This window comes from Magnetospirillum sp. WYHS-4 (assembly GCA_039908345.1).
Taxonomy (GTDB): domain Bacteria; phylum Pseudomonadota; class Alphaproteobacteria; order Rhodospirillales; family GLO-3; genus JAMOBD01.
In genome coordinates this window covers 1-19,671 of the sequence record JAMOBD010000057.1, presented here as the reverse complement: position 1 = coordinate 19,671, position 19,671 = coordinate 1, and the positions used below count along the sequence as shown (strand labels likewise).

23 protein-coding genes are annotated in these 19,671 nt (G+C 65.8%); 8 read left to right on the top strand and 15 right to left on the bottom strand.

The features are described 5' to 3' along the window. Positions 1–462 precede the first annotated feature (462 nt). The 5 genes from H7841_14345 to H7841_14325 all read right to left on the bottom strand — a co-directional run bounded on the left by H7841_14345 (position 463) and on the right by H7841_14325 (position 5,371). Positions 463–2,283: an ATP-binding protein gene (locus H7841_14345; protein MEO5338053.1), complete on the bottom strand. Its 1,821-nt coding sequence runs from the start codon at positions 2,281–2,283 to the stop codon at positions 463–465. Between the two features lie 12 nt (positions 2,284–2,295). Beyond that, positions 2,296–2,772, bottom strand: coding sequence for a cyclic pyranopterin monophosphate synthase MoaC (gene moaC, locus H7841_14340; GenBank protein MEO5338052.1), 477 nt, complete (start codon positions 2,770–2,772; stop codon positions 2,296–2,298). Between the two features lie 207 nt (positions 2,773–2,979). Then, positions 2,980–3,780, bottom strand: coding sequence for an indole-3-glycerol phosphate synthase TrpC (gene trpC / locus H7841_14335; protein ID MEO5338051.1), 801 nt, complete (start codon positions 3,778–3,780; stop codon positions 2,980–2,982). After that, positions 3,777–4,802 carry an anthranilate phosphoribosyltransferase gene (gene trpD, locus H7841_14330; GenBank protein MEO5338050.1) on the bottom strand — a complete coding sequence of 342 codons (1,026 nt, stop codon included), beginning with the start codon at positions 4,800–4,802 and terminating at the stop codon, positions 3,777–3,779. The genes trpC and trpD overlap by 4 nt, the downstream gene beginning before the upstream one ends. Then, positions 4,799–5,371 (bottom strand): aminodeoxychorismate/anthranilate synthase component II, encoded by a 573-nt coding sequence (locus H7841_14325; GenBank protein ID MEO5338049.1) that lies wholly within the window; start codon positions 5,369–5,371, stop codon positions 4,799–4,801. The genes trpD and H7841_14325 overlap by 4 nt, the downstream gene beginning before the upstream one ends. Positions 5,372–5,539: 168 nt before the next feature. Here H7841_14325 and H7841_14320 point away from each other — a divergent pair, with 168 nt between their 5' ends. Then, on the top strand, positions 5,540–6,310 hold the full coding sequence (locus H7841_14320) for a response regulator (protein ID MEO5338048.1): 771 nt from the start codon (positions 5,540–5,542) through the stop codon (positions 6,308–6,310). Here the strand turns inward: H7841_14320 and H7841_14315 are convergent. Next, positions 6,307–6,774, bottom strand: a complete 468-nt coding sequence (locus H7841_14315; GenBank protein ID MEO5338047.1) for a response regulator — start codon at positions 6,772–6,774, stop codon at positions 6,307–6,309. The two genes, H7841_14320 and H7841_14315, sit on opposite strands and share 4 nt — an antisense overlap. A 170-nt stretch (positions 6,775–6,944) precedes the next feature. On the opposite strand from H7841_14315, the gene H7841_14310 reads away from it, so the two are divergent. The 3 genes from H7841_14310 to H7841_14300 are packed head-to-tail and all read left to right on the top strand — an operon-like array spanning position 6,945 to position 10,956. Further along, positions 6,945–9,359, top strand: coding sequence for a heavy metal translocating P-type ATPase (locus H7841_14310; GenBank protein MEO5338046.1), 2,415 nt, complete (start codon positions 6,945–6,947; stop codon positions 9,357–9,359). A 31-nt stretch (positions 9,360–9,390) separates the two neighbouring features. Then, positions 9,391–10,734, top strand: coding sequence for a divergent polysaccharide deacetylase family protein (locus H7841_14305; protein MEO5338045.1), 1,344 nt, complete (start codon positions 9,391–9,393; stop codon positions 10,732–10,734). A 21-nt stretch (positions 10,735–10,755) separates the two neighbouring features. Then, positions 10,756–10,956 carry a heavy-metal-associated domain-containing protein gene (locus tag H7841_14300; GenBank protein ID MEO5338044.1) on the top strand — a complete coding sequence of 67 codons (201 nt, stop codon included), beginning with the start codon at positions 10,756–10,758 and terminating at the stop codon, positions 10,954–10,956. A 48-nt stretch (positions 10,957–11,004) separates the two neighbouring features. On the opposite strand, the gene H7841_14295 is transcribed toward H7841_14300, so the two are convergent. The 4 genes from H7841_14295 to H7841_14280 all read right to left on the bottom strand — a co-directional run bounded on the left by H7841_14295 (position 11,005) and on the right by H7841_14280 (position 14,548). Next, positions 11,005–11,466, bottom strand: coding sequence for an Hsp20 family protein (locus H7841_14295; protein ID MEO5338043.1), 462 nt, complete (start codon positions 11,464–11,466; stop codon positions 11,005–11,007). A gap of 262 nt (positions 11,467–11,728) precedes the next feature. After that, the gene (locus tag H7841_14290) at positions 11,729–12,625 is read right to left on the bottom strand and encodes a phosphoribulokinase (GenBank protein MEO5338042.1); all 897 of its coding nucleotides are present in this window, start codon (positions 12,623–12,625) and stop codon (positions 11,729–11,731) included. Between the two features lie 40 nt (positions 12,626–12,665). Continuing rightward, positions 12,666–13,562 carry a phosphoribulokinase gene (locus H7841_14285; protein ID MEO5338041.1) on the bottom strand — a complete coding sequence of 299 codons (897 nt, stop codon included), beginning with the start codon at positions 13,560–13,562 and terminating at the stop codon, positions 12,666–12,668. 212 nt (positions 13,563–13,774) lie between these two features. Then, positions 13,775–14,548 (bottom strand): VacJ family lipoprotein, encoded by a 774-nt coding sequence (locus H7841_14280; protein ID MEO5338040.1) that lies wholly within the window; start codon positions 14,546–14,548, stop codon positions 13,775–13,777. A 362-nt stretch (positions 14,549–14,910) separates the two neighbouring features. Here H7841_14280 and H7841_14275 point away from each other — a divergent pair, with 362 nt between their 5' ends. Further along, positions 14,911–15,240 (top strand): type II toxin-antitoxin system Phd/YefM family antitoxin, encoded by a 330-nt coding sequence (locus tag H7841_14275; protein ID MEO5338039.1) that lies wholly within the window; start codon positions 14,911–14,913, stop codon positions 15,238–15,240. Positions 15,241–15,479: 239 nt separating this feature from the next. Here H7841_14275 and H7841_14270 read toward each other — a convergent pair whose 3' ends face one another. Together H7841_14270 and H7841_14265 are read right to left on the bottom strand one after the other, a co-directional pair. After that, a complete protein-coding gene (locus tag H7841_14270; GenBank protein ID MEO5338038.1) occupies positions 15,480–15,923 on the bottom strand; it encodes a hypothetical protein in 444 nt (147 codons plus the stop codon). Positions 15,924–15,937: 14 nt separating this feature from the next. Next, entirely contained in the window at positions 15,938–16,294 is a 357-nt protein-coding gene (locus H7841_14265; GenBank protein ID MEO5338037.1) for a (2Fe-2S) ferredoxin domain-containing protein, read from the bottom strand. Positions 16,295–16,399: 105 nt separating this feature from the next. Between H7841_14265 and H7841_14260 the strand changes: the two genes are divergently transcribed. Then, the gene (locus H7841_14260) at positions 16,400–16,756 is read left to right on the top strand and encodes a hypothetical protein (GenBank protein MEO5338036.1); all 357 of its coding nucleotides are present in this window, start codon (positions 16,400–16,402) and stop codon (positions 16,754–16,756) included. Positions 16,757–16,762: 6 nt separating this feature from the next. Here the strand turns inward: H7841_14260 and H7841_14255 are convergent, their stop codons facing one another. Together H7841_14255 and H7841_14250 are read right to left on the bottom strand one after the other, a co-directional pair. Continuing rightward, entirely contained in the window at positions 16,763–17,071 is a 309-nt protein-coding gene (locus tag H7841_14255) for an STAS domain-containing protein (protein MEO5338035.1), read from the bottom strand. Positions 17,072–17,144: 73 nt separating this feature from the next. Further along, on the bottom strand, positions 17,145–17,393 hold the full coding sequence (locus H7841_14250; GenBank protein MEO5338034.1) for a hypothetical protein: 249 nt from the start codon (positions 17,391–17,393) through the stop codon (positions 17,145–17,147). Positions 17,394–17,545: 152 nt separating this feature from the next. On the opposite strand from H7841_14250, the gene H7841_14245 reads away from it, so the two are divergent. After that, entirely contained in the window at positions 17,546–17,869 is a 324-nt protein-coding gene (locus H7841_14245) for a divalent-cation tolerance protein CutA (GenBank protein MEO5338033.1), read from the top strand. A gap of 42 nt (positions 17,870–17,911) precedes the next feature. Here the strand turns inward: H7841_14245 and H7841_14240 are convergent, their stop codons facing one another. After that, complete coding sequence (locus tag H7841_14240; protein MEO5338032.1) at positions 17,912–19,069, bottom strand: bifunctional 2-C-methyl-D-erythritol 4-phosphate cytidylyltransferase/2-C-methyl-D-erythritol 2,4-cyclodiphosphate synthase; 1,158 nt, start codon at positions 19,067–19,069, stop codon at positions 17,912–17,914. A gap of 330 nt (positions 19,070–19,399) precedes the next feature. Between H7841_14240 and H7841_14235 the strand changes: the two genes are divergently transcribed. After that, on the top strand, positions 19,400–19,671 hold a 272-nt coding region (locus tag H7841_14235; protein ID MEO5338031.1), incomplete at its 3' end, for a hypothetical protein.

The window sequence follows — 19,671 nt, the reverse complement described above, 5'->3', positions numbered from 1 at the left end:
CGGCCGGATAGGGACCCGGCAGGGTCTCGGCCAAGGCCGGCGCGGCCCACAGCAGGGCCGCCAGCAGCATCCAAGGCATGTGCGTCCCCCAGCCCCGGGGCGGACGGGAGCGGGGAAACGGGCCGGGGCATGGGGTGCCGATCCGGCCCGCCCCGCCCCCGTCCTAACCCCCAACCATGCCAAATCCGGCGCCACCAAAGGGCGGCGCTTGGGAAAAGGAAGGGTATGGGCTAAAGTCATGGATAGCCATGACAGCCTCCTCGTTAGGCAGTTATGGTCAGGACCGGCGGCGGTGGTGAGACACCCCGCCGGTCCGCATCCGCGACAACGGACGGACGCCCCGGCAGTATAGACGGAAACCTTGCGGCGTGCCATCGCAAAAGGCGCGGAAACCCGCCTGGCAGGACTTTCCGCCTTAACCCGATTCCCCTGCGACCTTGTTCTGGGCGTCTGAGACGGAATTCATGCAACCTCGGTTTCCGCGCTCGAAGCCGGTGCGTGGACCGGCAGGGTGAAGCGGACGACGGTGCCCCGGTCGGGGGTGGACTCCACCCAGATGCGGCCATGGTGGCGCTCCACGATGCGGCGCGCCATGGCCAAGCCGACTCCGCTGCCCGAATAGGCGTCGCCCGTATGCAGCCGGCGGAAGGCGACGAAGACCTTGTCCTGGTATTGGGGATCGATGCCGATGCCGTTGTCGGCGACCGAGAATTCCCAATGGCCGTCCTGGGGCCGGGCAGAGACGTTGATGACCGGTCGGCGGGCCGGATGGCGGAACTTCAGGGCGTTGTCGAGCAACTGGCGGAACAGTTCGACGATCTGCGGACGTTCCGCCGTCACCGTCGGCAGATCGGGAGCTACGGAAATATGGGCCTCGGTGGCCAAGACCGGTTCTTCCAGGGCCGACATGGCGGCGACCACCGCGCGCCCGGTGGCGACGGCTTCACGCTGGCCGGCTTCGCTGCTCCAGAGCTGGGCGTAGGACAACAAGTCCTTCACCAGATTACGCATGCGCCGGGCATCGGCCACCAGGAAACCCAGGTATTCCCGCGCCTCATCCCCCAAGGACGAGCCGTAGCGCTTGGACAGCAACTGGGCGAAGCTGATGACCGAACGGGCCGGTTCCTGCAAATCGTGAGCGGCCACGTGGGCGACCCGCTCCAGTTCCTCGTTGGCGCGGCGCAGGTCCAGTTCGATCTGGAAACGGCGGGCGATTTCGGCGCTCAGTTCCCGGGTCCGCTCCTCGACCCGTTCCTCCAGCAGCAGCCAAGCCCCTTCCAATTGTTGCTCCACTCTTCCCAGGACCCTCGACAAGAGGGCGAAGACGGCTATGCCCGCCAGGATACTGAGGGCTGCGGTCAGCCGCAGGGTCTCCGTATAGGAGATTCGGGAAGCGGTGGTGTCGGCGACCACGACGAAGTTTCCGATTTCCTGCAGACGGGAATCCAGGATGGGCAGTCCACCGGCCAGGAAGCTCTTGCCGTCGTGGACGAACTCGAAATGATGCCGGGAAAGGGGCATCGCGCCGGCCAACCAATTCCGCAACGCGGCCGGCAAAGTCGGCAGGGTATTCAAGACCACCGCAAGGCCGGGCAACCGATCCCATTCGCTGCTACGGCCCAGCATTTTCATGCCGGCCGCCCAGTCGTCCGCCTTCAGAAGGTCCTTGCGGACGAGAACCAGCATGTCCCGGCCCATGGCATTGCGGATGTCGGCGACGATATCCTCGATCTCGATGCCGAGTTCCAGGTAGCCGATGCGCCGGCCGTCCTTGTCCCAGGGACGGACGGCCCGCAGGGTCAAGGTGCCGAGCGGCCCCAGTTCCAGGCCGGTCGAGGTCCTGCCGGTCCGGGCGGCGTCCAGGGCGGTCGCGCGCTCGATGACGTCGCCGGTCCGCTGCGGCTGGTGGACCCGCAGGAAGACCCGGCGGTCGGCGTCCATGAAATAGAAATGGGTGACCCGATACTTTTCCTTCGCGGCCTGGAAAGCCGGAAGGGCCGCCGCCAGCAGGCGGTCCCGGTCGCCGGTGGCGAAGCCGTGCTGGAAGGGAGCCTTGTCCGCCAGGGACTCGAGAAGAGCCTCCAGGATATTGGCCAGGACGTCCATCTTCTGAAGATGCAATTGCTGGGCTGTGGAGAGATACTCCGCGATGGCGGCCCGGTGGCGCCGTTCCTCCTGGAGATGAGCGGTGAGCACGAAGGCACCCACGATCCCCGCCAGCACGAGGGCGAAGGGAATCAGCACGCGGTACTTGACGTGATAGGCCCGCGTCCCCTCGGCCAAGGCAGTCCCCCCTCAGTCGCCCGTGAACTCTCCCGATTTCCCGCCGGCCTTGTGGACCAGGCGAATATCCGCGATCCGCATGCCGCGATCGACGGCCTTGCACATATCATAGACGGTAAGGGCGGCGACCGCCACGGCGGTCAGGGCTTCCATCTCGACGCCGGTCCGGCCCTTCAGCCGGCAGGTGGCTTCGATGTCGACCGTGTTCCGGCCGGGATCGCAGTACAGTTCGACCGACACCGACGTGAGGGCGATGGGATGGCAGAGGGGGATCAGGTCCGGCGTGCGCTTGGCGCCCATGATGCCGGCCAGTTGCGCCACCGTCAGCACGTCGCCCTTCTTGAAACCGCGCTCCCGGATGCGGGCGAGCGTCGCGGGCTGCATGAAGACGCTGCCCCGGGCGGTGGCGGTGCGTTCGGTCTCGTCCTTGGCGGAAACGTCCACCATGACCGCGTTGCCCTGGGCATCGAAATGGGTGAGGTCGGTCATGCGGGGTTCCCCTAGGTTCTCAGGCCTCGTCAATCATCCGGCCGGAAGCGACCAACTTCGTGGAATATTCTCGCTTCCTGGCGAGGCGTGACGCGGCGGCCGCCGAATTGGGGGGCGTCCGTCCCGCCGCACCGGTCTCGGCGATGGAACGGAAGCCCCTGATGGAAACCTGTTCGATGCGGGCCTTGAGCATGGCGAGCCGACCTTTCAACCGGTCTGGGGAGCCAGGAGCTTCTTCACCGCCGCTTCCACGTCCGGCTGGCGCATGAAGGATTCGCCGATCAGGAAGCACTTGGCGCCGGCTTTCGCCATGCGGGCCAGGTCGGCCGGGGTCTCCAGGCCGCTTTCCGCGACCAGGATGCGGTCGGGCGGGGCCAGCGGCGCCAGGCGTTCGGTGGTCGCCAGGTCGACCTTCAGGGTCTTCAGGTTGCGGTTGTTGATGCCGATCAGGGTGGCGCGCAGGCGGGACGCCCGTTCCATCTCCGCCTCGTCGTGGACTTCGATCAGGGAGTCCATGCCCCAGCCGGCGGCGGCGGCGACCAGTTCGGCGGCCTGGGCGTCGGACAGGGCGGCCATGATGACCAGAATGCAATCGGCCCCCAGGGCCCGCGCCTCGACGACCTGGTAGGGATCGATCATGAAGTCCTTGCGCAGCACCGGCAGCCGGCAGGCGGCGCGCGCCGCCCCCAGATAGGCGTCATCGCCCTGGAAGTAGGGCACGTCGGTCAGCACCGACAGGCAACTGGCGCCGCCCTTCTCGTAGGCCTTGGCCAAGGCGGCGGGATCGAAGTCGGCGCGGATCAGGCCCTTGGAGGGCGAGGCCTTCTTGATCTCGGCGATCAGGCCGTAGCGGTCGTAGCCCACCTCGTGCACCAGGTTGGCGACGAAGCCGCGTACCTTGGGGGCGGCCTGGGCGGCTTCCTCCAGGTCGGCCGGGGAGCGCTCGCGCTTCTTGCGGGCCACGTGGTCCCGTTTGTCGGCGCAGATCCTGGTCAGCACGTCGGTCATGAGTTGGTGATCGCCACCAGCCTGGCCAGCGCCCCGCGCGCCGCCCCGGAATCGATGGACCGCAGCGCCTGGGCGGCGCCGTCCTTCAGGTCATGGGCCCGGCCGGCGACCACCAGGGCGGCCCCGGCATTGAAGGCCACGATGTCGCGATAGGGGCCCTTGACGCCGTCCAGCAGGTCGCGGACCGCCTGGGCGTTGTGTTCCGGCTCGCCGCCCTTCAGGGACTCGGATGTGGCGCGGGGGATGCCGGCCTGTTCGGGTGTCACCTCGAAGGTGGAAACCTTGCCGTCCTTCAGTTCGGCGACGAAGGAAGGCCCGGTGGTGGTCAATTCGTCCAGCCCGTCGGAGCCATGCACCACCCAGGCGGCCTCGCAGCCCAGGTTGCCCAGCACCTTGGCCATGGGCTCGATCCAGGCCTTGGAAAAGGCGCCGGTGAATTGGCGGGTCACCCCGGCCGGGCTGGACAGGGGGCCCAGCAGGTTGAAGACGGTGCGGATGCCCATTTCCATGCGGGCCGGGCCCACGTACTTCATGGCGGTGTGGTGGCGGGGCGCCATCAGAAAGCCCACGTGGGCCTCGCGGATCGCCTTCTCCACCAGGGGCATGTCGGCTTCCAGGTTGACGCCCAAGGCCTTCAGCACGTCGGCGGCGCCGGACTTGGACGACAGCGCCCGGTTGCCGTGCTTGGCCACCGGCACGCCGCAGCCGGCCACCACCAGGGCGGCGGCGGTGGAGATGTTGTAGGTGCCGGCGCCGTCGCCGCCGGTCCCCACGATGTCGATGGCGTCGGCGGGCGCCGTGACCGGCAGGGCCTTGGCGCGCATGATGCGCACCGCGCCGGTGATTTCGTCCACGGTCTCGCCGCGGACCCGGAGCGCCATCAGGAAGGCGCCGATCTGGGCCGGGCTGGCCTCGCCCGACATGATGATGTCGAAGGCGGTCTCGGCCTCGGCGGCGCTCAGCGCCGCGCCGCCGGCCACCTTGTTGAGGATGGCCTTCATGTCGCGGGGCAGGTCGGTCATGCGGCGATCTCCAGGAAGTTCCTCAGGATGGTATGGCCGCCCTCGGAGGCGATGCTTTCCGGATGGAACTGCACGCCGTGGATGGGCAGCGTCTTGTGGGACAGGCCCTGGATCACCCCGTCGTCGCTTTCGGCGGTGATTTCCAGGCAGTCGGGCAGGGTCTCGCGGGCCACGGTCAGGGAATGGTAACGGGTGGCGCGGATGGGATTGGGCAGGCCGCGGAAGACGCTTTTGCCCGTGTGGCGGATCTCGCTGACCTTGCCGTGCATGGGCCGGGGGGCCCGGACGACCTGGCCGCCGAAGGCCTGGCCGATGCTCTGGTGGCCCAGACAGACGCCGAACAACGGCAGATGCGCCTCGGCGGCCTTGGCGATCAGGGGCAGGCAAATGCCGGCGCGGTCGGGATCGCAGGGGCCGGGCGAGATGACGATTCCCTGGGGTCTGCGGGCCATGGCGTCTTCGACCGTGAGGGCGTCGTTGCGCACCACTTCCAGTTCCGCCCCCAGTTCCCCCAGATAGTGGAGCAGGTTGTAGGTAAAGCTGTCGTAGTTGTCGATTAGCAGAAACATTTCAATCGCTTCCAGGATTTTCCCCAAGTTCCCCGCGAGCTTTCGGGCAGGAAAACCCGGCGGCGCGAGGCCAGAATGCAGCCCCCTTCGGGCAGCGTCAAGCCTTGGCATCCCTGGCGCCTTTCGGAAACTCTTGACCTGGAACGGAAAGAGAGGCCTTTTTTAAGTATGACCCGCAAGGAACTGACCATCCGCGTTCTTCTCGTCGAGGACAACCCGAGCGACGCCCGCTTGGTGGAAATGATGCTGACCGAGAAGCCGGACAGCGCCTTCCTCGTCGACCGGGTGGCGCGGCTGTCCGATGCGGTGCGACTGATCGGCGAGAAATCTTTCGACGTCGTCCTGCTCGATCTGGGACTGCCCGATTCCTCGGGACTGGAGACCGCGTCCGCGATGGTGGAGGCGGCGCCGTCCCTGCCCATCGTGGTGCTGACCGGCCTCGACGACGAGGAAATCGGCATGGAGGCGGTGCGGCGCGGCGTCCAGGACTATTTGGTCAAGGATCACATCGATTCGTCGCTGGTGCGCCGGGCGGCGCGCTACGCCATCGACCGTCACGCGGCCTTCCAGGTGCTGCGCCACCAGTTGGCTTTCCAACAGCAGATGATCGATGCCTTGCCGCTGCCTGTCTTCTATACCGATGCCACCTTGGCGGTACTGGGATGCAACCGGGTATTCGAGGAGTTGACCGGCCTGGAGCGCTTCGACCTGCTGGGGGGGCACGTGCATGAGGTTCTGCCCGAAGGCCTCGCCGCGGCCCTGTCCGAGGAAGACTTGGGCGAGGTTGGGGTGTCGCGCATCCACAGGGTGTCCTTTCCCGACGCCAAGGGAACCTTGTGCCAAGGAACCCTGACGGCCACGCCTTTCGACGATCCCCTCGGCAAGCTGGCGGGTCTGGTGCTCAGCATCGAGACCGAGCCGGGTGACACGGCCGCCTAGTTTCCTTCGCGGCGTTCCTTTCCTTTGTATTCCAAATTACGCCGACGGCGGCGGTCCGGACCCGTGTAGCCCTTGCTGTCGATGAAGCGGCGCTGTCGGTAGACCGCCGAATAGATCCTCGCATAGAGGGCTTCGGCCGAAATCGGCTTGGCGAGGAACTCGGTGACTCCGGAGTCGCGGGCGGCCGTGACGTGATGGCGCTCCGTATAGGCGGTCAACATGATGATGGGAACGAAGCGGTCCAGGCTGTTCTCGCCGCGTCGGACCATGCGGGTGAATTCGAGGCCGTCGATGGGAGCGACCTTCAACTCGATGACGATCAGGTGAGGGGAGAAGGTCTTCAGTTCCCTAAGGGCGTCGGCGCTGTCGCCGACTTCCTTGACGTCGCGGATGCCAAAGGCATGCAACACGCCACGCACCAAGCCGCGCATGTGCCTGTTGCTGTCGACCAGCAGGACGCTCATATTCTCGAAAGGGAGACTGTTCAAGGTGCGATGGTTTCGTTTCCTGCTGGCGGGTTGACGGAATTTTTCTTCAACCCTACTTGGGATTTGCCGGCCGTCAAGCGCCCCTTGGTCCGGATACGGCAAGGTCTTCCAATTCGCGTGAGCTGCCGGAAAGGCTTGGATCGTCCATGACTCCAGATATCGCCCGCCGAAGCCTGTCCCTGCCGGTCGAAGGCATGACCTGCGCCGCCTGTTCCACCCGCCTGGAGAGGCAACTCGCCAAGCTTCCCGGCATGGCCGCCGCTCAGGTGAATCTGGCTTCCGAGCAGGCCGAGGTGACCTTCGATGCGGCGACTCTGGCGGCCGGCGACATCGCAGACGCGATCCGCAAGGCCGGATTCTCGGTCCCCGACCGCACCTTGGAACTGGCCATCGACGGGATGACCTGCGCCGCCTGTTCCACCCGCCTGGAGAAGCAGCTTTCCAGGCTACCCGGGGTGAGCGCCGCCCGTGTCAACCTGGCGACCGAACGGGCCACGGTTACCTCCGACGGAGGGATCGTGGGCGTTGCGGACGTGGTGGCGGCCGTGGAGAGGGCCGGATTCAAGGCCAGGGTGATCGAGAGCCCCGACGCCCGCCTGGCCGAGGAGGAAGCCGAAATCGCCCGGCGCCAGCGCCGCGACTTGGCGATGTTGGCCGGATCGGCCCTGCTGACCCTGCCGTTCTTCGTCCAGATGGCCTACATGGTGGCCGGTCGCCACGACATGATGATGCCGGGCTGGCTGCAATTCCTGCTGGCCACCCCCGTGCAGTTCGTTGCCGGTGCCCGCTTCTACGCCCCTGCCTGGAAGGCCTTGCGGGCCGGGTCCGGCAACATGGACCTTCTGGTGGCGCTGGGCACCACGGCCGCCTGGGGCTTGAGCGTCTATCTGCTGGGCGTCGCCCCGGCCGACGCCTCCGACCATGTCCATTCCTATTTCGAGGCCTCGGCCAGCGTCATCACCCTGGTGCTGCTTGGGCGCTTCCTCGAGGCGCGGGCCAAGCGGAGCACCACGGCGGCCATCCGCGCGCTCATGCACCTCAGGCCCGAAACGGCAAGAGTGCTGCGCGACGGCCGTGAGGTGGAGGTCCCGGCCTCCCTGGTGGCGGTGGGCGACGAGGTGGTGGTGCGTCCCGGCGAGCGCCTGCCGGTGGACGGCGTGGTGACCGACGGCATAACCCAAGTGGATGAATCCCTGCTCACCGGCGAGAGTCTGCCGGCCGGCAAGGGGGTTGGGGACGCGGTGACCGGGGGCGCCATCAACGGCGACGGCCTGATCCGGGTGCGGGCCACGGCGGTGGGGGCGGACTCGGTGCTGGCCCGTATCGTCCGGCTGGTCCAGGATGCCCAGGCCAGCAAGGCGCCGGTCCAGCATCTGGTGGACAAGGTTTCGGCCGTCTTCGTGCCCACGGTGATCGCCATCGCCGCCGCCGCTTGGCTGAAGGACTATTCGGCCGGCTGGGGCATGGAAGCGGCCATCGTCACGGCGGTCACCGTGCTGGTGGTGGCCTGCCCTTGCGCCCTGGGACTCGCCACGCCCACCGCGATCATGGTGGGCACCGGGGCGGCGGCCCGCGGCGGCATCCTGATCAAGGACGCCGAGGCCCTGGAACAGGCCCATCGCCTGGATACCGTGGTCTTCGACAAGACCGGCACCCTGACCGAGGGACGCCCCCGGGTCCTGGAAATCGTCGCTCTCGACGGCGACGCAGACGGTCTGCTGCGTCTCGCCGCCGCCGCCCAGCAGGGCAGCGAGCATCTGCTTGGCCGGGCGGTGCTGGAACGGGCGGCGGGCGTGGCCCTGCCGACGGTTACCGCCTTCCGTGGCCTGCCCGGCCTAGGGTTGGAAGCCGAGGTCATGGGGCGGTCCCTGGTGGTGGGGAACCGGCGCCTGATGGCGGAGCGCGTCTTCGACATGTCCGCCCTCGCCGAGCGGGCCGAACGTCTGGAAGAGCAGGGGATGACCGTCATGTGGGTGGCGGTCGACGGCCGGATCGCCGGCCTGCTGGCGGCGGCCGACCGCCCCAAGGCAGGGGCGGCGCAGGCGGTGGCGCGGCTTAAGGCCATGGGCATCGAGCCGGTGCTTCTGACCGGCGACAACCGCCGTGCCGCCGAAGTCGTGGCCCGCGAGGTCGGTATCGAGCGGGTCCTGGCCGAGGTCTTGCCGGCCGACAAGGCCGGCGAGGTGAAGCGCCTGAAGGCGCAGGGACGTACCGTCGCCATGGTGGGCGACGGGGTCAACGACGCCCCCGCCCTGGCGGCGGCCCACGTGGGCATCGCCATGGGCACCGGCACCGACGTGGCCATGCATGCCGCCGGCATCACCCTGATGCGCGGCAATCCGGCCCTGGTCGCCGACGCCATTCGGGTTTCCCAGGCCACCTATTCGAAAATCCGCCAGAACCTGTTCTGGGCCTTCGTCTACAACTTGGTGATGATCCCGCTGTCGGTCTTCGGGGTGCTCACCCCGGTGATGGCAGGGGCGGCGATGGCGATGAGCAGCTTCTCGGTGGTCTCCAACTCCCTGCTGCTCAGGCGCTGGCGGGTCGAAACCGGTCATTGACGACCCTTGGCCGGTCGGTTAGGCCTCGATCATGAGTGGCAAGCCGACCCGGAAGAAGAAACCCCCCATCAAGAAGGCCGCGCCGGCCAAGGCGGCGGCCGGCCGCAAGCCGCCGCGTCCACCGCCGCCGCCACGTTTCCGGCCGAATCCGAAGCGGCAGATGGTCTTCGTCCTGTTGGCATTGGCGGCACTGGGTATCGGCTATCTGGTGGGCGAGGTCGGCTCGCGGCCCAAGCCCCTGCCGCCTCCCCCCAAGGCGGAAATGGAGATGCCGGCTCCGCCCGACCCGGCCCTCGACAACCCAATCCTCCCCGATCCCGCCGTGGTGCCGTCCACCGGGGCGCCTTTGGCTTACGAGGAAGCCCTGCCCGAAGAGATCCATACCACCACCGTCTCGCTGCCCATGCCGCCACCCGCCCCGCCGCCGCTACCGGCCCCACCGGCCCAGCCGGTGGGTGATGTGGAGCCGGGTGGTCCGCTGCCGCAAGCCCAGCCCGAGCCGCGTCCCCCCATGCCGGCCTTGCGCCCCGGTTCTCCGGCCGCCAAGAATCCCGCGCCGCCTCCGCCACCGGTCCCCCTGAAGCCGGTGGAGCGCATCGAGACGCTGGCCACCACCGCCACGCCACCCGCCAAGGCGAACGGCAATGGCCTGCCGGCTTGGCGGCAATACGCGGTGGCTGCGCCCGATACCCGCGGCAAGGGAATGATCGCCGTGGTGATCGACGACCTGGGCGTGGACCGCGGCCGCACCGCCAAAGTGATCGGATTGCCGGGCCCGCTGACGACCTCCTTCCTGACCTATGCCCAGGATCTGGCCCGCCAAGCCGAAATGGCCCGCCAGCACGGCCACGAACTGCTGCTGCACGTGCCCATGGAACCGTCCAGCATCTCGATGGACCCCGGCCCCAACGTTCTGGCGACCCGCCTGAGCACTGCCGAGATTGCCGACCGGCTTACCTGGGGCCTGTCGCGCCTTGAAGGCTACGTGGGCATCAACAACCACATGGGCAGCAAGTTCACCGCCGACACGCGCGGCATGACCGTCGTCATGCAGGAATTGAAGCGGCGCGGGCTGCTGTTCCTCGATTCCCGTACCGTGGGCCACACGGCCGGCCCCGAGGCGGCCTTGAAGGCCGGGGTTCCCTTCGCCGAACGCAACGTGTTCCTGGACAACGTGGACGCCGTGGCGGAGGTGAGGGCCCGCCTCGCCGACCTGGAGGCCGTGGCGCTCAAACACGGCTATGCCATCGGCATCGGCCATCCGCGCGATGCGACCATCGCGGCCTTGGCCGAATGGACACGCCATCTGAAGGACAAGGGATTGGTTCTGGTCCCCTTGACCACCATCGTCGGCCGGCTCCAGAATCCCGGCTAAGTTCAACCTGAGGAGAGAACCATGGCGACCTATCGCGTCAACGGCATGACCTGCCAGGGCTGCGCCCGCTCGGTGACCAACGCCATCAAGGCCGTTTCCCCCGCCGCCCAGGTGGCGGTGGACCTGGATGCCAAGACGGTATCGGTGGACGGTCCGATCGCCGAGGACGCCGTCAAGCAGGCGGTGGCCGACGCCGGTTTCGAATTTGCCGGCAAGGCCTGAGAAGGAAGCGAAGGGACGGAGCCGAAGCTCCGTCCCTTCTCCTTATGGTCAGGCGGCCTTTTTTTCGATGGCCTTGGCCTGAGTCTGATGGGCGATGGGGATGCTGCGGGGCTTCTTTTCCTCCGGCACTTCGCGCACCAAGTCCACATGGAGCAGGCCGTTCACCAAGCTGGCTCCCGCCACCTTGATGTGGTCGGCGAGTTGGAAGCGGCGCTCGAAGGAGCGGCCGGCAATGCCGCGATGGAGATACTGCACGGCCTGTTCGTCGCGCTTGGCCTTACCGGACACCAGGAGGGTATCCTCCTTCACCGTGAGGTCCAGGTCGTCCTCGCCGAACCCGGCCACCGCCATGGTGATGCGGTAGGCATCCTCGCCGGTGACTTCGATGTTGTAGGGCGGGTAGGAAACCGCCTGCTCGTCCATGCCCGCCAGGGCGGAATCGAGCTGGCGCTGCATGCGGTCGAAACCGACGGCAAAGCGATAGAGGGGGGAAAAGTCGATCGTCGTCATGGCCATATCCTCCTTTACGAAGCTACATGGTGTGCGGAGCCGCGCTACATGCGCCGACCCCTTTCGATCACCGGAGCGGGCCCGACATCGGCACCCGTTCCGAATCAAAGATGGGTCTGGCGAAAGGGGCTTCGCAAGAGGGGGGAATGAAGAAAATACCGATTCTTTAACGATGCAGACGGATGCCGGGGCGGAGCGTTCGGGCTCCCCCGGCCTCCGCATTCCGGCATCGCGGAGGCCGCCGCCTTTGGAACCGCCGTCGTCAGCTCGCCAGGGCCTTCTTGCGCTTGGCCATCAGGTCGCGGACGATGGGGGTTAGGATCAGTTCCATCGCCATGTTCATCTTGCCGCCCTGGACCACGATGGTATTGCGGCGCGACATCCAGGAGTTTTTCAACTCCCTGAGCAGAAACGGGAAGTCGACGCCGAATTCCTCCGGCTTGCGGAAGCGGATCACCACCATGCACTCGTCGTCGGACGGCACTTCGCGGGCGATCATCGGGTAGGAGGTGTCGACCACCGGCACCTTCTGGAAGTTGATGTCGCTACGCTTGAACTGCGGGATGACATAATGCACGTAGTCGTGCATGCGCCGCAGCATGGTGTCGACCACCGCCTCGGTGGAATAGCCGCGCATCTTGGTGTCGCGATCGATCTTCTGGATCCATTCCAGATTGATGATCGGCACCATGCCGACGCGCAGGTCGGTCAGGGGCTCCAGGGCCACGTCGCCCGACTTCACCCAACCGTGCAGGCCTTCGTAGACCAAGCAGTCGGTGTCCGGCGGCATGTCCTCCCAGGGGGTCAGGTCGCCGGGCTTGAGGCCCAGGTCGGAAAAAGCCTCGGCCTCCTCGTCGGTATGTAGGTAGATGCGACGCTGGCCAGTCCCGTTTTCTCCATAGGAGCGGTAGAGATTTTCCAACTCGCCGAATACGTTGGCCTCGGGGCCGAAGTGGCTGAGATCGAAGTTGCCTTTGGCCGCCGCTTCGGCGACCGCCTTCTTCATCTCGGTGCGCGAATACTTGTGGAAGCTCTCGCCGGCCACGAAGGCGGCCAGGACGCCCTCGCGCCGGAAGATCTGGTTGAATATCTTTCGCACGGAGTCGCGCTTGACGCCGGATGACCCGGTGACGGCGATGATCGGATGCTTGACGGACATGACGTCCCCCCTTGGTGAAAGCCGTGACGGACCGGGGACCTCAGCCCCCAGCCTTCCGCTTGTCGTCCAGGATGCGGCGGATGATCGGGGTCAGGATCAGTTCCATGGCCAGCCCCATCTTGCCGCCGGGCACCACGATGGTGTTGCGGCGCGACATGAAGGAGTTTTGCAGCATCTGGAGCAGGTAGGGGAAATCCACACCGAAGTTTTCCGGCTTGCGGAAGCGGATCACCACTAGGCTTTCGTCGGGAGTAGGGATGTCGCGGGCAATGATCGGGTCCGAGGTGTCGACCACCGGCACGCGCTGGAAGTTGATGTCCGTATGCTTGAATTGGGGGATGATGTAATGGACGTAGTCGTGCATGCGCCGCAGGATGGTATCCATCACCGCCTGTTCCGAATAGCCGCGGGCCGCGGTATCCCGGTGTATCTTTTGAATCCATTCCAGGTTGATGACTGGAACGACGCCGATCTTCAGGTCGGCGTGCTGGGCGACGTTGACTTCGGGGGAGACCACGCAGCCATGCAGGCCCTCATAGAAAAGCAGGTCGGTCCCGGCGGGGACGTCTTCCCAGGGGGTGAAGTCGCCGGAACCCAGGCCAAGATTCTTATAGGGCTCGGCCTCATCCGCGTTGTGCAGATACAGGCGGCGCTTGCCCCCCCCGGTCTCGCCATAGACCCGGAAGGTTTCGGCTAGTTCGGCGAACAGGTTGGCCTCGGGGCCGAAGTGCGACAAGTGCTTGCACCCGCTCTGCTTCTCGGCGGCCGCGACGGCTTCTTTCATCTCCTTGCGATTGTAGCGGTGGTAGCTGTCGCCTTCGATGACCGCGGGCTTGACGCCCTCGCGGCGGAACATGTGTTCGAATGCCGCCTTCACAGTGCTGGTGCCGGCGCCGGACGATCCCGTGACGGCGATGATCGGATGCTTTTTCGACAAGACGCACCTCCCTCCGGTGTGTTCGTATGAAGGTCCGGAACCGCCTTCCCCGGCCGTTCGGACCCTGGTCCCCGCATGAAATCCCTGGAACCGCATCCGACGGCAGGCCGCCAGACGGGTCCATCCGAAATATTAGCTAATTCTAAATTTGAACACACCACTAGATCGGGTGGCTCGCCCGCTAACTTACGGGTAGGGCTGGACCTGGGCCTTTACTTCTTGTCCAGGTCCTCGGCCGAAAGGGTGGGGAAGTCGTTACCGGCAGCCTGGGTTTCCGGCGATTTCTGGTTGGAGACCTCGTAGCGGCGATTTTGCAGGTAGAGGCTGCGGATGGCTGCGTAGTGGTCGACCGAGGTCTTCTCGATGGCCTCCAACTCCTGATCCATGCGCGCGCGCTTGTCCATGGCATGGATGGCACCGACGCCCGGCGGCATGGTGACGAAATCGATGATGGCGCCCACGGCATCGCGGGAAGTGGAAGGGCCGACGATGGGCAGAACCACATAGTCGCCTTCCTCGACGCCCCAAGCCCCCATGGTCTGGCCGAAGTCTTCGTCGTGCGCGTGCAGGCCTTGCTTGGCGGCCTCGTCGTTCCAGCCCAGGAAGCCCTGCGTGGTGTTGATGATCGTCCGCTCGAAGGTGACACCGGCACGGTCGAACTCGCCCTGCAGCAGGTCGTTGCCCATGATGATCGGGGCGCGGGCCGTGTTCACCACATTATGAATGCCTTCTTGGGCCTCCGGCGGCGTGAGCCCCTGGTAAAGGGTGGCCACCGGGCGGATGAACAGGGTATCGATGCCCTTGTTGACCTCGAACATGAAGCGCATCAGGCTGTCATCGGATTTGGCTTCCTCCGGCCCGGCCGCTTCGGCCTTGGCGGGCGCGCCTTCCTTGCCGATCTCGTCCGCCTGTGCCCCCAGGACAGGCGCCACGCCCAGAGCCACACCCAAGCCAAGGGCCCACAGGCTCTTTGATCCCATCCCCATGATATCGCCTCCATCAATGGATTAGGCCCTCTTATACCATGGACCTAGGCCGCTTTCCTTAGGAAATTGCAGGTCTTGTGGGCTTGGTCGCCGCGTCGCCCTCGTCGAGCCAAGATCACCAGTCTGCGCCGGATAGGATCAATGGCAATCCTCTCCTGGATTTTTGTCGAAGGGGAATCCTGGGGCTCGGAGTCATTGGCGCGAATAGCAAGATCAGCAACATGATCTGTTTTGCAATAAGTGGTGACCAGGGGCCACAAAATAAAGTGCCATTTTGTACAGATGGTAACGCCTCTGGGGCGCTTGAGTGTGTGCGTGATGTGCGTTATGTACAAGGTGAAACACCAAGGAAAGGGAATATCATGGTCGCGATGGTGCGTCTTCCGGCCTCGGTCGTTCGGGCTTCCTTTGCGGATTTGATCAATCGGGTGGCCTACGGTGGCGAACGGGTAGTGGTAACCCGAAGAGAGAAGCCCATCGCCGCCCTGGTGCCCATCACCGACTTCGAGCGCCTGGCCGATACGGCCCTGCCGTCGGCGGTTCAGCTTTCGGCGCAGGTGGCTCCTGAGCTGTTGGAGGAGATTCGACGCGAAGCCTACGAACGGGCCCATCGCGAGGTCTATGAGCAGGTCCGCGTCGAGGCTCAGAAACGCCTGGAGTCGTTGATTTCCGGTCGACGGGAGCCGATCTAGGGACGGCGCATGGGGCGGGAATCCTAAGCCGCAAAAAAACGGCCGGGCTTTTTGGCCCGGCCGTGAGTTAGTGCTCTTGAGGGAAGGGAGGATTCACGATGGAACCCATCCTACGGGGCAGAGCCTGCACCCGCGAGGACGGATTGTATGTGACCGTCATCACTGATGTAAACTAATTTCATAGGCCTATTTGCCTAGCATCTATGCCAATATGTGCTCATCTGTGTTTATTGTATACTTTAACGAAATCCGGCGCCGGTTCCTGTCGCCTCGGCGGCCTCCAGCCACCCCAAGACGGCCAAGGCCTTGTATTCCTTGCCGCGCAGCCAGCGCATCAAGTCGGCGTGGCAAGGACCGTCGCCGTGCGGCCGCAGGTCTTGGATGCCTTCGGCGCGGTGCCGGGCGATTTCCGCCTGGGTTGCCGTCCATTCGACCAACTCGGGTTCGTCCAGCACATCCTTGATGTGGCCGGCCGCCCGCCGCCACTGCTCCGCCCGGCTCAACCGGTCCGAGACCACGAAGGGGTGTTCGGCAAAATAGGACCGGATGGCCGTCCATTTGCGGGCCTGGACCTCGGCCGCCCGCATGGGGGAGACCGTAACGCCAACCAAGGCGCGTTCCTCCGCCAGGGCCCGATCGAGGCTCGAATAGTCTCTCCCGAGATGGCGGCGATGGACGTTCATGGCGACCTTCGCACTCAGGTGCCAGGCGGCGGCAGGTCGGCGAGGGGATTGGCCACCGGTTCCGGCCGGCCCGCGCAGAGCCGTTCCGCCATGTCGAGCAGGTGCGGGAGATCGGCTTCCGTAACTCCCAGCAGGAACTCTCCGCCCGGCGCGAAGCGGACAGCCGGTCCCTCCTTGCAGTGGCCCAGGCAGCAGATCCTTTCCACCACCAAGGCGATGCCCCGGGCCCGTAACCCTTCCTCGATGCGGTCGGCCAGATCCCGGCTCCCCCGCGCCGCGCAGGACGGCTTGTAGCCGGCCGGCCTCAGGTTCACACAAACGATCAGGGAAGTGATCTTGTTAATCACCGTCCGCCCCTTGCGCCGTTCCACCTACACTTCAGTTGGGAACTTGGGCCCTTGCGTTCAACATCTTGCCCCGATCATGGAAATCGGCGATTCTAATGCCTGTATGCCACGAAAGGCGAGGGGATGCCCATGACCGCCAACGACGACTACCGGAGTTTGATGGAGCAGCAGCATTTCCTGGACGAAATCGAGCAGGGAATCCGCTTTGCCAACCGCGAAATCATCCACAAGTACGTCCCGGAACTCAGCCGCGACAACATCCTGGCCCTGGCCGTAGCGGTGGGAAAGCTGCGGGCTCGCTACCTGGAGGCCGCCTTTCGCCTCGGCATGGACGGGCGCTCGCCCAAGCGGACTGTCATCAAGGAACTGGCTCAACTCCGCCTGATGTACGAGGAGGCGCGCAACGCCTTCGACGCCCTTCTGGATGCCATTCAGAAGGGCTACGTCAACGTCCAGGATTTTGCCGTCGAAAAGAAACTGCCCTGATCCCCATCAGTCGGGATCGACGGGAAAAACCGTGTCCAGCTTCGCCAGCTTGAGTACCCGAGCGACCACATTGGGGACCCGCGCCAGGGAGAACGATTTTCCCTTCTTGCGGGCCGTCTGGTAGGCCTCGATCAGTCCCGCCACCCCGGAACTGTCGATGACCGTCACTTGCGCCATGTCGACCCGCAGATGCCGGGCATGGGCCAGGTTTTCCAGCAACACCTGCCGCATTTCGCCCGAACTTTCCAAGTCCACATCGCCGGACAGGGCCACGATGGACGTGCCGTCGTCCTGACGCCGGATTTCGTATTTCATGCCATCCCCCGATGCTCTTCTTTCGGCGGCGGAACGGCTCCACCTGCCATCGCAGTTGATGGGTGCTTCCGGGTCACCGGGCCTTTTCCACCCGGGCACGGCCGCTGGGAGTCAGTTTGCAGACCAGCCAGTCGGGCTTGATGGGATTGGCGAACCAGGGCTCGGCCCAGCCCTTGTCCAGGCAAGCCCGGACGGTGCGCTCGCTGATTCTCTGGCCTTCGGAATCGAACAGGGGCAGCTTGCCGCCGGGCTGGCTCATGCCGCTGGCCAACCAGCGCAACTGGGAGGGCGTCGGCCGTTCGTCCGGCGCCGGCTCGGCCATCACGTTGGCTGCCCTGGATTTCTTGGCCCTGACGGTTCGTTGCACGGTCGCAACCATGGTATTCTTCCCTCCCCGGAGACTCCCCTTCAAGCCCATGGTACGGTAGTTTCGTTCCGCCGCCAATACGGGGATCGTCACGAAAGAGGAACGAGATGGCCGCCACCCTGGTCTACATCACCGCCCCCGGCCGCGACGAAGCCGCCCGCATCGGCCGGGCCGTCGTCGAGGCCCGGCTTGCCGCCTGTGCCAACGTGATCCCCGGCATGACCTCGTTCTACTGGTGGCAGGGCGCCCTGCAGGAAGACCAGGAAGCGGTGCTCATCCTCAAGACGCGCCCCGACCTGGTGGACGCCCTGACCGCCAAGGTCAAGGAGTTGCACGGCTATCAGGTGCCCTGTGTGGTCGCGCTTCCCATCGAGAAGGGCAACCCGGACTTTCTCGACTGGATAAATGAGGAAACTTGCGAAAGGCCCTGATTCTACTTCGTTGCCATGGCGATGCCGACCGGCTCCTTCGCTTCAAGCCTGGGAGCCCGGAATCTCCACGCTCGCCGCCGCCTGGGCGGCGATGCCCTCGCCGCGGCCGGTGAAGCCCAGTTCTTCCGTCGTCTTGCCCTTGACGTTCACCCGTGTCGGCTCGATCCCCAGGATGGCGGCGATGCGGGCTTCCATGGCGGCACGATGGGGACCGACCTTGGGGACCTCGCAGACGATCGTCAGATCGAGGTTGACGATGCGCCCGCCCCGTTCCGCCACCAGGTCGCCGGCCTTCTTCAGGAAGATGTCCGACGGCGCGCCCTTCCACCGGGGATCGGAAGGCGGGAAGTGGGTGCCGATGTCGCCGGCCCCGATGGCCCCCAGGATGGCGTCGGTCAGCGCGTGCAGGGCCACGTCGGCATCGGAATGGCCCTTGAGGCCGAAATCCGCCGGGATCTTCACCCCGCAAAGGAACACCCCGTCGGCCGGGCGGACGATCCGGTGGACGTCGAAGCCGGTGCCGGTGCGGACTTCCGGGCGGGCGGCGCGGTCCGCGCGCAGCAGGTCTTCCTGGGTGGTCACCTTCTGATTCTCCTCGCTTCCCTGGACCAGGGCCACGGTCAGCCCGGCCTGTTCGAACAGCGCCGCGTCGTCGGTCAGTTCCGCCCCTTGGAAGCGGCGGTGCAGGTCCATGATCTCGGCATAGCGGAAGCCCTGCGGCGTCTGGGCCCGCCAAAGTCCGGCCCGGTCCAGGGTGTCGGCGACCCGCCCGTCGGCGCCGCGCTTGAGGGTATCGGCGACGGGCAGGGCGGGGATGGCCCCCGGATGGACGGCCAGGGCGGCGATCACCCGGCCGATCAGTGCCTCGCCCGGATGGGGGCGTGCGGCATCGTGGATCAGAACCAGGGCGGGATCGCTCGCCGCCAGGGATTCCAGCCCCAGGCGTACCGATTCCTGGCGGGTGGCGCCGCCATGGACCGGGGGAGGGAGGTCAAGCCCGGCCGCCGCCTCGGCGAACAGGGTGGCATCGTCGGGATGGATGACGGCCTGGACCGCATCGACTTGCGGATGGGCGGCGAAGGCTTCCAGGGCATGGCGGATGACGGCCTTGCCGGCCAGAAGCCGATATTGCTTGGGCAGGTCCCCGCCGAACCGCGTCCCCCGTCCCCCCGCCACCACCAGAGCCACGCATCCGCCCATGCCCGCCGCTTCCTTTCGCCCGTGAACGGGCCCGACTATGCCCCTTCGGCATCGGGGAATTCAACCTCGCCCGTGCGGCGGCGTCCTGGAACCGGGAATTGTCGTGGCGGAAGACAGGCCTGAACGGCGCAATACGGACTATGATCGTTATGTTCCCTCAAATTAGCCCGCCAAGGTTGACATTCGTCGGGACGTGAAGGAATATAGACATATGATATTCATGAGTTCCTTCGAGTCTCGATCTGACCTGGCTCGTAATCCATAGCCAGCCCCGTCATTGGAAGGGGGCGCTCGGGAACGTTCATCAAACATCAGGCTGGAGACCATGTCATGTATCCCGAATATCCGAGAATCGACGAGAACGAAGATGCCGGCGGCCTGGGGGGCGGCTTGTACGCGGGCCTGGCGCCCCGCCGGGGCCCCTTCGACCTGGGCGACGACGAAGACGACGAAACGTTCTTCAAGAAGAACCGCGAGGACAGCTTCTTTTCCCTGGATGGCCCGGTGGGGCCGGGGCGGCGCAACGATCCGCGGGACGTCATCAAGGTGCAGTCCCTGCTGGGCAATGGGGACCTGGGGTCCTTCGGGCGCTATCAGGGACC

Bases quoted from the DNA above. Each gene is read 5' to 3' on its own strand.
- moaC (MEO5338052.1), bottom strand. From the start codon at position 2,772: ATGACCGACCTCACCCATTTCGATGCCCAGGGCAACGCGGTCATGGTG.
- trpC (MEO5338051.1), bottom strand. From the start codon at position 3,780: ATGACCGACGTGCTGACCAGGATCTGCGCCGACAAACGGGACCACGTG.
- trpD (MEO5338050.1), bottom strand. From the start codon at position 4,802: ATGACCGACCTGCCCCGCGACATGAAGGCCATCCTCAACAAGGTGGCC.
- H7841_14325 (MEO5338049.1), bottom strand. From the start codon at position 5,371: ATGTTTCTGCTAATCGACAACTACGACAGCTTTACCTACAACCTGCTC.
- H7841_14320 (MEO5338048.1), top strand. From the start codon at position 5,540: ATGACCCGCAAGGAACTGACCATCCGCGTTCTTCTCGTCGAGGACAAC.
- H7841_14315 (MEO5338047.1), bottom strand. From the start codon at position 6,774: ATGAGCGTCCTGCTGGTCGACAGCAACAGGCACATGCGCGGCTTGGTG.
- H7841_14310 (MEO5338046.1), top strand. From the start codon at position 6,945: ATGACTCCAGATATCGCCCGCCGAAGCCTGTCCCTGCCGGTCGAAGGC.
- H7841_14305 (MEO5338045.1), top strand. From the start codon at position 9,391: ATGAGTGGCAAGCCGACCCGGAAGAAGAAACCCCCCATCAAGAAGGCC.
- H7841_14300 (MEO5338044.1), top strand. From the start codon at position 10,756: ATGGCGACCTATCGCGTCAACGGCATGACCTGCCAGGGCTGCGCCCGC.
- H7841_14295 (MEO5338043.1), bottom strand. From the start codon at position 11,466: ATGACGACGATCGACTTTTCCCCCCTCTATCGCTTTGCCGTCGGTTTC.
- H7841_14290 (MEO5338042.1), bottom strand. From the start codon at position 12,625: ATGTCCGTCAAGCATCCGATCATCGCCGTCACCGGGTCATCCGGCGTC.
- H7841_14280 (MEO5338040.1), bottom strand. From the start codon at position 14,548: ATGGGGATGGGATCAAAGAGCCTGTGGGCCCTTGGCTTGGGTGTGGCT.
- H7841_14275 (MEO5338039.1), top strand. From the start codon at position 14,911: ATGGTCGCGATGGTGCGTCTTCCGGCCTCGGTCGTTCGGGCTTCCTTT.
- H7841_14270 (MEO5338038.1), bottom strand. From the start codon at position 15,923: ATGAACGTCCATCGCCGCCATCTCGGGAGAGACTATTCGAGCCTCGAT.
- H7841_14260 (MEO5338036.1), top strand. From the start codon at position 16,400: ATGACCGCCAACGACGACTACCGGAGTTTGATGGAGCAGCAGCATTTC.
- H7841_14255 (MEO5338035.1), bottom strand. From the start codon at position 17,071: ATGAAATACGAAATCCGGCGTCAGGACGACGGCACGTCCATCGTGGCC.
- H7841_14250 (MEO5338034.1), bottom strand. From the start codon at position 17,393: ATGGCCGAGCCGGCGCCGGACGAACGGCCGACGCCCTCCCAGTTGCGC.
- H7841_14245 (MEO5338033.1), top strand. From the start codon at position 17,546: ATGGCCGCCACCCTGGTCTACATCACCGCCCCCGGCCGCGACGAAGCC.
- H7841_14240 (MEO5338032.1), bottom strand. From the start codon at position 19,069: ATGGGCGGATGCGTGGCTCTGGTGGTGGCGGGGGGACGGGGGACGCGG.